Annotated in this window: 7 protein-coding genes and 1 CRISPR repeat array; of the genes, 4 read left to right on the plus strand and 3 right to left on the minus strand. The window is 43.5% G+C overall.

Going from position 1 to position 11,851, the window contains the following annotated elements:
* Positions 1–220: 220 nt before the first annotated feature.
* Both NE665_RS16515 and NE665_RS16520 read right to left on the minus strand, forming a co-directional pair.
* Positions 221–1,894 (minus strand): Na/Pi cotransporter family protein, encoded by a 1,674-nt coding sequence (locus NE665_RS16515; protein WP_117442736.1) that lies wholly within the window; start codon positions 1,892–1,894, stop codon positions 221–223.
* 224 nt (positions 1,895–2,118) lie between these two features.
* Entirely contained in the window at positions 2,119–4,212 is a 2,094-nt protein-coding gene (locus tag NE665_RS16520; RefSeq protein WP_117442735.1) for a glutamine synthetase III, read from the minus strand.
* A 336-nt stretch (positions 4,213–4,548) separates the two neighbouring features.
* Between NE665_RS16520 and rbr the strand changes: the two genes are divergently transcribed.
* The 4 genes from rbr (at position 4,549) to NE665_RS16540 (ending at position 8,217) form a co-directional block, all read left to right on the plus strand.
* On the plus strand, positions 4,549–5,085 hold the full coding sequence (gene rbr / locus NE665_RS16525) for a rubrerythrin (protein WP_002608358.1): 537 nt from the start codon (positions 4,549–4,551) through the stop codon (positions 5,083–5,085).
* Positions 5,086–5,330: 245 nt separating this feature from the next.
* Positions 5,331–6,728 (plus strand): potassium transporter TrkG, encoded by a 1,398-nt coding sequence (locus NE665_RS16530; RefSeq protein WP_117442733.1) that lies wholly within the window; start codon positions 5,331–5,333, stop codon positions 6,726–6,728.
* A 13-nt stretch (positions 6,729–6,741) separates the two neighbouring features.
* On the plus strand, positions 6,742–7,419 hold the full coding sequence (locus NE665_RS16535; RefSeq protein ID WP_002608360.1) for a TrkA family potassium uptake protein: 678 nt from the start codon (positions 6,742–6,744) through the stop codon (positions 7,417–7,419).
* Between the two features lie 114 nt (positions 7,420–7,533).
* Positions 7,534–8,217, plus strand: a complete 684-nt coding sequence (locus NE665_RS16540) for a sporulation protein YunB (protein WP_117442732.1) — start codon at positions 7,534–7,536, stop codon at positions 8,215–8,217.
* Between the two features lie 21 nt (positions 8,218–8,238).
* Positions 8,239–9,215: a CRISPR direct-repeat array (repeat unit 33 nt; unit sequence ATTTAGATCCACTAGTCTCAGGAGAGACTAGAC).
* A gap of 253 nt (positions 9,216–9,468) precedes the next feature.
* Here NE665_RS16540 and NE665_RS16545 read toward each other — a convergent pair.
* Positions 9,469–11,847: a ribonucleoside triphosphate reductase gene (locus NE665_RS16545; RefSeq protein ID WP_117442731.1), complete on the minus strand. Its 2,379-nt coding sequence runs from the start codon at positions 11,845–11,847 to the stop codon at positions 9,469–9,471.
* Between the last annotated feature and the right edge of the window lie 4 nt (positions 11,848–11,851).

The following is an 11,851-nucleotide window of genomic DNA, read 5'->3' on the forward strand; positions in this document are numbered from 1 at the left end:
ATGCATAGCATAATCTTGGAAGGCTTTATTTAAAAAACAAAAAAACTGCACCCATTATCCGAGCATGCAGTTTCTTGGCTTCTGTTTGTTCATGTGACTGGGTGGTGCTGTGCAAAGGGGTAAAGGTATGGCTTTCGCCTATTCATTCATACAGGCAGTTGGTAAAAGCTGCGGATACCTTATGAGGGTGCTGTACAGCCTAACGGGCTATGAAAGAATTCTACACGGCACATTCCTGAATCAGCGGCATATCCTTTAATTCCTCGTCATTCAAGGTGAAGCTGCATCTGCGGCATTCTTCAATAATATTCATGATATGGTCACTGACACGCTCGATATCCGTCATGATTTCCGAATAAATCACACAATCTCTGGCATGAATCTGTTTATGCACCATTCGCTCGATTTGCCGATTTCTGAAATCTGCTGTTAATTCATCAATGCGGGCTTCTATGCGCTCTATTTTCAAAAGACTTTCATCCTGTGATTCTAAACGGTTGGTATACAATAGCTGAAAGCTTTTATCCAGCAGCTCCTCCAGCTGCATCAGCTCCTCACGGATCACACTGACATCCTGCAGACGCTCCTGTTCATTTTTGGTGTATTGCAGAATATTGATAGCATGATCGCCGATGCGTTCGATATCCGCATAGCATTTATACAGGGCATTGATCGTGTTGGAGGCAGTAGGATTCATAGGCAGGGTGGATACGGAGGTCATATAATCGGATATCTGATAATTGATGGAATCAATCCGCTTTTCACGCTTTTCAATATCCTGCACGGAGCATGCTTCTTGACATACACCATGCAATGCTTCAATCAGATTGGTCTGCGCCATCTTCAGCATAGCTAACGCTTCCTTACGCAGGGAGGAGATAGCAATCGGGACACTGCCAATATTATTGACATCGACAAAGGCAAGCGGAAGACTTGCTTCATCCCTTTGATATTCCTCCTTGCGAATCGGCATCAGCAGCTGTGCGAGATGTGCCAGCCGGTTTCCAAACGGCAATAGAATCAGTGTGGTTACGATATTGAAAATCGTGTGGGTATTGGCAATCTGGGCAGCCGGATTCGCTGTGATTTCACACATCCAGTCCACAAACGGGAACATGTGGATAAAGCAGAAGAAGAGCATGGTTCCGATAATATTAAAGGATAAGTGAATAATCGTCGTTCGCTTGGCATTGCGGTTCGCACTCAGGGATGCCAGCACCGCGGTGATGCAGGTACCGATATTCTGTCCGAAGATGATATAAATCGAGCTGGACAGCGGAATCAGACCGCTCAATGCCAGTGCCTGTAATATTCCCACAGATGCAGAGGAGCTTTGAATCAGTGCAGTAAAGCCGGCTCCCAGAGCAATCGCAAGCAGCGGATTGGATATGGAGGTCATCGCATTCAGGAATACGGGGGAATCCTGCAGCGGTGTCATGGAATTGGACATCATATCCATACCGATAAACAATATTCCCAGCCCTGCGAGAATGTCTCCTATGGAATTGATTCGCTTTCCTTTCAGAAAGGTCACCATGACGACGCCGATTATGGCTACCAGCGGGGCAATGCGGGAGGCATCCAGCGCAATCAGCTGTCCGGTAATCGTCGTACCGATATTGGCTCCCATAATAATCCAGACTGCCTGATTCAGGGTCATAAGCCCGCTGTTCACAAAGCCGACTACCATGACGGTCGTGGCAGAGGAGCTTTGGATAACGGCAGTGATACCGGCTCCTACGGCAACGCCGAGCAGGCGGTTGCTGGTCAGTTTTTCCAATATAGCTTTCATGCGGTCTCCAGCCGCCGTTTCCAGACCGACACTCATCATATGCATTCCATATAGGAACAGTGCCAGACCTCCCAACAGAGATAGTACATTTTGAATGGTCATACATCATCGCTTCCTTTCCTTATCAAGTCGGCTTTAGTATAAATAACGAAAGGAAAAGAAACAAGCAGGTTTTGTTAACATTTTGTTAAAACAAAGAAATATGCTTACGGAATCTTAACAATTTCCGTCATTTGTGAATTTGCTGTTTCAAAAGTATAAACAAACTATAAACGCATGCGAAAGGAAATAAAAAAGCCGCCTGTTCTAGGGCAGACGACTCGTTGCTACTGCATAGAGATAAACATATCATCATAGGTTGGAAACGGATAATTATCTGAGGATACCGCTTCTTCAATCTCGTCGATCACTGCACGCAGCTCTTCCATTTTCGGAACGATGACATGATTGAGATACTGTGCCTTTTCCATATTATCCGGATACTTTTGGCGCTCGATCATATGCTCCTTCAAATCATGATAGCGCTCATCAAAGGTATTTAAGAGCTCACACAAATGCTTGATTTTACGCTGGTAATAGCTGTTCTCCATCCCCAGGGAATTTTGTGCATCACTGTAAAACTTAATTTCACGAACAAGGGCAGGAAGGATATCCTTTTTACTGATATCCAGAAGGGTCAGTACCTCCGCTTTGACAGATTTGCGGTATTCCTCTGTCAGTATATCGACACGAGCCTCCAGCTCCAGCCGGTCATATACCTTGTTTCGCTCAAACATTTCCACCGCTTTATCATCAATCATGGAATGGATGCTGTCCACATAATGCTTGATGTTCGGCAATCCGCGTTCCTGTGCCTCCCGAATCCATTCCTCACTGTAGCCATCCTTGGAAAACAGAATACGGGAATGCTTGCGCAGAATATCGCGGCAGATATCCAGTGATTTCTTGCGGATATCATCAATGTATTTATACTGCTGCAGGGTGTCGGCAATACTGCGCAGTGAATCCGCAACAATGGAATTCAATATAATATTCGTCGTTGATGCACTGCGGCTGCTTCCTACCATACGGAATTCAAACTTATTACCGGTAAAGGCGAAAGGAGAGGTACGGTTTCGATCACTGGTATCCTTTGGTACATAGGATAGATTCGCAATCGCATAGGGCTGTGTTTCCACATCCGGCTTAATTTCATGCTCACCGTTACGCAGCTTATCCAAAATGATTTCCAGCTCATCACCCATACAGATGGAAATGACGGCAGGCGGTGCTTCATCGGCTCCCAGACGGTAATCATTACCATAGCAGCTGGCAGCCATACGCAGCAGCTCAGGATATTTATCCACAGCTTCGATGATTGCACAGACAAACAGCAGGAAGCGAATATTTTCATGCGGACGATCCCCCGGCTCCAGAAGATTCTGCCCATCATCGGTAACCAGTGACCAGTTGTTGTGCTTTCCACTTCCGTTCACGCCCTGAAACGGTTTCTCGTGAAGCAGGCATGCCATACCGTGCTTATCCGCCTTTTTCTTCAATACATCCATAATGATCAGGTTTTGATCCACTGCAACATTGGCATCGATAAACAACGGTGCGATTTCAAACTGACAAGGCGCCACCTCGTTGTGCTCGGTCTTTGCATAGATTCCAAGCTTCCACAGCTCCTCATCCACCTCTGTCATAAAGGCCTGTACACGGGATGGAATGCTTCCAAAGTAGTGACCGCGGATATCCATGCTCTTTGGCGGCATGGAGCCAAACAGCGTGCGTCCGGTATGCACCAGATCCTTACGCTCCAAATACATCTTTTTATCAATCAAAAAGTATTCCTGCTCCAGACCGACCATGGCATTGACATGCTTGATATCCTTGTCCTTAAACAGATTTACAATGCGGGTGGCCTGTTTGCTGATCGCTTCCGCTGATTTTAATAGAGGAGCCTTTTTATCCAGGGTTTCCCCGTTGTAAGAAACAAATATGGTAGGGATACAGAGAACGTTATCCCGAAGAAAGGCTGGAGAGGTACAATCCCAATACGTATATCCGCGCGCCTCAAAGGTTGCCCGTAAACCGCCGCTTGGAAAGGAGGAAGCATCCCCCTCGCCCTTGATCAGGGACTTCCCGCTGAACCTGGAAATCGGCTGATCGTGATCCCCTGGCTCTATAAAGCTGTCATGCTTTTCCGCTGTGGAGCCGGTCAGCGGCTGAAACCAGTGAGTAAAGTGCGTCGCTCCCTTGTCCATCGCCCATTTTTTCATCGCATGCGCAATCGCATCCGCCGTCGGCCGGTCCAATGCATCCTCCTTGCGGGTTGCGGTTTTCCATTTTGTATAAATCGGATGAGGAAGACATTCCTTCATCACGCTTTCACTGAAGAGATTGATTCCAAAATCATCAAAAGGGTGTTTTTCTGCCATGATAGATTCCTCCTATAGTGGAATTTTACTGCAAAATGAATTTTTTGTATATAAAAACATGAAAAAAATTGAAGATCTAAATAAAAAATTAAAAAAATATGGAGAAATATGAATAAAAAATCCGTTTCTATCATAAACTGTGAAAATTTTCTGTATTGTGGGAAATGATGGGTTCATAGAAAAAAGAATGAAATAAATGGAAAAGTAGAGTATAATATAAATATCGGTAAAGAGGCTGTCAACGCTTTCTATTTCATGCAGTTCAGCGGTTTAACGCATAAGAACAGCAAGATTTACATACAATGGGGCGAAGGCTGCTTAAAAGGAGGAAAAAAAATGAATTTAAAAGGAACAAAGACAGAAAAGAACCTGAATGAGGCATTTGCCGGAGAATCCATGGCAAGAAACAAGTATACGTATTATGCTTCCAAGGCGAAAAAGGACGGCTATGTTCAGATTTCCAATATTTTTGAACAAACAGCAAACAACGAAAAGGAGCATGCTAAATTATGGTTTAAGCTGCTGCATGACGGTATGCCGGATACGGTTACCAATCTGAAGGATGCTGCTGCCGGTGAAAACTTCGAGTGGACAGACATGTACGCACGTATGGCAAAGGAAGCTCGTGAGGAAGGCTTTGATGACATCGCTGATACGATGGAAGGCGTTCTGGCTATTGAAAAAACACACGAGCAGCGCTATGTTGCTCTGCTGAACAATATCGAGGATGGCACTGTGTTTGAAAAAGCAGAGGAAACCCTGTGGGAATGTCTGAACTGCGGACACCTGCACACTGGAAAAACTGCTCCAGAGGTTTGCCCGGTATGCAATCACCCACGTTCTTACTTTGAGGTACGCAAAGAAAATTACTAATTTATAACAGAAAAAAGGCTTTTTTCGTTAAGAAAGGAGCCTTTTTTTGCATCATTAGAAAAAGTATCGGGAAAGTTTATATGTTTTTTAGAAAAGCATATTGTAAAAAAATATAATATGTGTAGAATATATTTGATACATCTTTCAGCGGCCGCTGTCTGTTCTGTATAAATAAAAGGTGAAGACTGCATAAGGATATGTCAGTTTCCTGCGAACATTTAGAAAGAAAGTCTGGTTAAATTGATATGACAAATTTTATTCATTCCGTGCTGGGGTTCAGAAAACTGTCCCCTGCGCAGAAGATTGCATCGAGCTTCCTGCTTGTGATTCTCAGTGGGACACTGCTGCTGATGCTGCCGATTTCCAATAAGAATTTTCAGTTTCTGAACTGGCTGGATGCTCTGTTCACGGCAACCAGTGCCACCTGTGTAACCGGATTGAGTGTATTTACGGTTGCTGATCAGCTTAACTGGTTTGGTCAGCTGATTCTGCTTCTGCTGATTCAGGTCGGCGGTCTTGGACTGATGACATTTATGGCGGTCTTTATCCTGATTGTGAAAAATCGTCTCTCAATGAATGAGAAAATCGCTATGAAGGAAATGCTGAATCAGGACAGGGTCGTAAATATGCGGAAGTTTCTGCTGGATATCCTGTACTATACCCTGTTTTTTGAGGCTGTGGGTGCGATTCTGATATCGTTTCGCATGATCCCGCGCTTCGGACTTGTGGATGGCAGCTTTAAAGCGGTATTTCTGGCTGTTTCTGCTTTCTGTAACGCCGGCTTCGATACGCTCGGCTCAATAAGCCTTCAGGAATATGTTCACGACCCGCTGATGTGCCTTACCATTATGTCACTGATTGTACTGGGTGGTCTGGGATTTGCAGTCTGGTTTGATATCCGGGATAAGGTGGGGCCGCTGCTACATCGCCAGATTACATTTAAAAAGTTTAGACATTCTCTGTCTCTGCATACCAAAATCGTATTGAGCGTCAGTTTGTTTCTGATTGTTGTACCGGGCTTGCTGATTATGCTGGTGGAGTTCACAAATTCCAGAACACTGGGAGATTTCAATATTTTCGAGAAGCTGATGACTGCGATGTTTGAGTCGATTGCACTGCGTACGGCAGGCTTTACAACAATCAATTATGCAGGTCTGAAGCCTGCGACCGATCTGCTGATGATGGTTGTCATGTTTATCGGTGGTTCTCCGGGTGGTACTGCTGGTGGTATCAAAACAACGACCATCGCCGTGCTTGTTATCTATATTATTTCTTCTTTGAAGGGAAGAGAGCATACCGTTGTTCTTCACAGAAAAATTGGAAGGGGAATCATCATTCGTGCAATGGGAATCTTCTTCATCAATCTGGTTGTGTTGTTTACAGGGATTTTCTTGTTGAATATCGTCGAGCAAAAGCCGTTTTTAAGCCTTTCCTTTGAGGCAGTGAGCGCCATGGCAACGGTAGGTTCCAGCCTTGGAATTACCACCTCTCTGGGTGTGGGAGGCAAGCTGATTATCATCTTCCTCATGTATGTCGGGCGTATCGGTATTTCCACACTGATATTGTCATTGACACGAAATAAGCCAAATAGAAATTCAGCAAATAAGGTTTCATTCCCAAATGGAAATATTATCGTGGGATAAGGAGATAGAAAAAATGAAAAAGATTTCAAACAGACAGTATGTTGTCCTGGGATTAGGGATTTTCGGTTCAACAGTCGCAAAGACATTAAGCAGCTATAACTGCGAGGTGATTGCGTTGGATAATGATGAAAAATGCGTGGACCGCATGGCGGATATCGTCACACAGAGTATGATGTGTGATATTACGGATATCAATCAGCTGCGCGAGGCAGGTGTCCAGGATTGCGATATTGCGATCGTGAGTATGGGGAGCCACCTTGAGGAAAGTGTGATGGGCATTATCAATCTGAAGGAGCTAGGTGTTCCATATATCGTGGCAAAGGCAAAAAATAAGCGTTATATGCAGATTTTTACAGAGCTTGGAGCCAATAAAGTTGTGCGTCCGGAGAAGGAAATGGGAGAGCAGGTTGCTAAGGGCGTATTAGGGAAAAATATTATTGATGTTGTGGATTTGGATAAGGAGTACAGTATCGTGGAAATACCTACACCGCCGCAATGGGTAGGAAAATCTCTGATTGAACTTGATCTGCGCCGAAGATTCGGTATCAACGTTGTGGGCATACGTTCCTATTTGCAGGAGCATTTGAATGTTTGTCCGGATGCAGAATATAAAATACAGAAGGAGGATCATCTGGTTGTGATTGCGGATTGCAAGACACTGGATCGATTTGACGTACTGGATCAGCTGTAAGATGCGAAAACTGCATCTTTTTTTGTGCTTTATGAATACACATGTTTTTGGGTATGCTTTCATATACTGTTTTAATGGAGGATGCTTTTATTTGTAATAGAGGCAGGATGCTCGATGAGAAAAGTCAAAAGCAGGAAATATAAAAAGCAGAAGCTGATTCTTCTGCTGGTCGCGATTGTTCTTGGTTTCGGATGTATTGTCCGTTCGTTTAATATGTATATGGAGCCGCAGCTACAGGCGATTGCCAAACAGCATACAGGGTTTGCAATCAATAATATTGTGAAGGAAGTGCTAGCGGATATTGAATATGATACCGATGCTCTGTTTAAAATAAATCGTACAAAGAGCGGGGATATAAGTAGTATTGAGTATGATTCGTATAAATTGAATCAGCTGCTGTATTCGGCATTGAATACGATTGATAAATCACTGCTGGCTGCACAGGATGGTAAAAAGGACCCTACGACAAAGGATGTTTTCTATGAGGATGGGGTGTTGTACGAGGTTCCGGCAGGTTATCTGAGTCATATTTTCTTTTTATATGATAAGGGGCCGAAAATCAGAGTGCGTATGCGCATGCTGAATGATGTTACAGGGGAGATAAAAACAGAATCGAAGCCATATGGTATCAACAACACCATGATTAAAATATCACTTGTTGTCAAGGTGAATGCACAGGTTATAACTTTTTTGAGTACGTCAGAGCTGGAGACGAAAACGGAGATACCGTTGGTAGTGCAGATTGTGAATGGACAGGTTCCTGATTTTGCTCCGTATAGTAGTTCGTCTGGTAAGTGATGAAAAAGTATTACAGTAGCACTATTTAATTTATAGCCTCAGGAGAGACTAGACTGCAGCCTGTCAATATGAGTGCTGCTAATGCGGTATTCAGATCCACTAGTCTCAGGAGAGACTAGACCAGGCAATGATACATGTCGCTTAATGTTCGCTCGATTTAGATCCACTAGTCTCAGGAGAGACTAGACGAAGGAAATGAAACCGTGACAAATTGTCACAGTTTATTTAGATCCACTAGTCTCAGGAGAGACTAGACGACCCATTCTAAGCTATCTAAAGGCTTTAGACTTAATTTAGATCCACTAGTCTCAGGAGAGACTAGACATCTGGAGATTAGGAAAGAACCGCCTGCATGGGATTTAGATCCACTAGCCTCAGGAGAGACTAGACCTCTCAGGTTACTTCTTTCTCAGTTCCCTGATTAATTTAGATCCACTAGCCTCAGGAGAGACTAGACGGTAACGAGCAGCTTCACACTATATGCAAAGTGGATTTAGATCCACTAGACTCAGGAGAGACTAGACTTTTGTTTACCATTTGTTTTTCCTCCGTGCCCACTTAGGATTTAGATCCACTAGCCTCAGGAGAGACTAGACATAGTACAAACAAATTTTAATAAGGTACTCGGCTAATTTAGATCCACTAGCCTCAGGAGAGACTAGACGGAAACGGCTGAACAGATATCAAAAGCCTATTGATTTAGATCCACTCGCCTCAGGAGAGACTAGACTAATAATCTCAATAACATGGAGATAGGTGGAAGATTTAGATCCACTAGCCTCAGGAGAGACTAGACTTCCTTCAAAACTTCTGTCTGTTTTGATTCTTCAGATTTAGATCCACTAGTCTCAGGAGAGACTAGACAGCATCTTATGCGCCTAAATAAGATAGGCTCAATATTTAGATCCACTAGTCTCAGGAGAGACTAGACTGGGATTTTGGTGGATTAGACAACTTTTATAAGAATTTAGATCCACTAGTCTCAGGAGAGACTAGACCGTGAAAAATCTTATGAGCACCCCTAAATGAAACAAATTTACATAAATATAAAGTCTGAACTAATGAAAATCATATTAAATCTGTTACAAAAAATTTAAACAAAATGATGCGCGAACCTCCCAGGGAATTCATGTGAGCTTATGGTACGCGCTGGATAAATTAGCGGGGCAATCATCTCTTATTATTATAACAGAAAAAAATCCAAATACATAAAAAGGATACATTTCTGCATGAAATATATCCTCTTATTGCTTATGCCTTCTGCATCATATCAATGTACTTACGAATGTTGGATGCATTGCTGTATGTTTCACAGCTTCCATCTCTGCAGACGACCAACGTCGGTGCCTGCATAATTGAGAATTTTTTTGTTAACTCAGCCTGTTCCTCAGCATCCACTTTTTCATAGGAGATACCAGCACTTTTCAGCCAGCTATCAGCTATTTTACAATTCGGACAGGTCTTAGTTGTAAATAGGAAAACACCTTCTTCATTTACAGCCTGAACGGTATCAGCTTCCTTTTCAACATGTGGTAGGGCATCCTTACCTTTTAAGACAGAATGTCCGATATCATAAACTTTACGCTCTTTGAATTCCTGACTCTTCCCTTCATTCCAATTCTGTACAGGTCGATAGTATCCCGTAATTCGACTCCATACCTCAGTTGTACCACCGCATTGCGGGCATGTATAATGCTCCCCGTTGATATATCCATGATTTCGACAGATGGAATAGGTTGGGGAAAGGGTGTAATATGGCAGGCGGTAGTTCTCAGCTATTTTTCTTACCAGAGCTGCTGCTGCTTTCCAATCCGGAAGCTTTTCCCCCAAGAACGCATGGAACACTGTTCCGGAAGTATATAATGTTTGGAGCTCATCCTGTACATCCAGTGCTTCAAAGATGTCCTCTGTATAGCCAACAGGTAAGTGAGAGCTATTTGTGTAATACGGTGTATTTCCTTCTTCTGTTGCAGTAATGATATCCGGGTAACGTTCCTTGTCATGCTTTGCTAGACGATATGTTGTTGACTCTGCAGGGGTAGCCTCCAGATTATATAAATCCCCATATTTCTCCTGATAAATGACCAAACGCTCACGCATATGATTCAGAACCTCTTTTGTGAAAGCTTGCGCTTCCTTTTGTGTCAGATCCATACCAAGCCATTTGGCATTTAAGGCCACTTCATTCATTCCAATCAGCCCCAATGTGGAGAAGTGGTTCGCAAAGGTTCCAAGATACCGTTTGGTATATGGATATAAGCCTTCCTCCAGCAGCTTGGAAATGACTGTGCGCTTTACCTTCAAGGAGCGTGCAGCGATATCCATCAGATGATCGAGTCGCTTATAGAAATCCTCTTTATTTGTAGAAAGATATGCGATACGCGGCATATTGATTGTGACTACACCAACAGAGCCAGTGCTTTCGCCGCTTCCAAAGTATCCACCGCTTTTTTTACGCAGCTCACGAAGATCCAGCCGCAGACGGCAGCACATGCTTCGCACATCGCTTGGCTCCATATCGGAGTTAACATAATTAGAGAAATAAGGTGTTCCGTACTTTGCGGTCATTTCAAATAGCAGCTTGTTGTTTTCTGTTTCCGACCAGTCAAAGTCACGGGTAATGGAATAGGTGGGAATCGGATACTGGAAACCGCGTCCATTGGCATCTCCCTCAATCATAATCTCAATGAATGCCTTGTTTACCATATCCATTTCTTTTTTACAGTCCTTATATTTGAAATCTACTTCTTTTCCTCCAATAATGCAATTTAGCTCAGCAAGGTCGGCAGGAACTGTCCAATCCAAGGTGATGTTGGAGAACGGTGCCTGTGTACCCCAGCGGCTAGGTGTGTTTACACCATAAATAAAGGATTCCACACATTTTTTAACCTGATCATAGTCCAGATTATCTGCTTTAACGAAGGGTGCCAGATACGTATCAAAGGAAGAGAAGGCCTGTGCACCTGCCCACTCATTCTGCATAATACCGAGAAAGTTTACCATCTGATTGCAGAGTGTCGCAAGATGACTGGCCGGTTTGGATGTGATTTTTCCTCCGACACCGCCCAGACCTTCCTGAATCAGCTGCTTCAGACTCCAGCCGGCACAATAACCTGTCAGCATACTCAAATCATGAATATGCATATCACCAGACTTATGTGCATTTCCAATTTCCTCATCATAGATTTCACTCAGCCAGTAATTGGCAGTGATTGCTCCGGAGTTATTCAATATCAGTCCACCTACGGAATAGGTGACGGTTGAATTTTCTTTTACGCGCCAGTCGGTGGCTTTCACATAGCTGTCGACTAGCTCCTTGTAATCCAGAATGGTGGATTTCATATTCCGGATTTTTTCCCTCTGCTTTCGATAGAGAATATAACATTTCGCTACATCGCCGTACCCGGATTGAATCAGAATGGATTCCACACTGTCCTGAATATCCTCCACCTGAATGCGTTCATGCTTTATTTTTGGCTCAAAATCGGATGTGACACGCAAAGCAAGCATGTCGATAATGCTTGGGTGGTACTGGCGTTCTACCGCATCAAATGCCTTCTGAATGGCATTGCTGATTTTGGCAATGTCAAACTCTGAAATCTTTCCATCTCTTTTAATAACCTGATACATATCG

Origin of the sequence: Clostridium sp. DFI.1.208 (assembly GCF_024463855.1) — a bacterium.
Taxonomy (GTDB): domain Bacteria; phylum Bacillota_I; class Bacilli_A; order Erysipelotrichales; family Erysipelotrichaceae; genus Clostridium_AQ.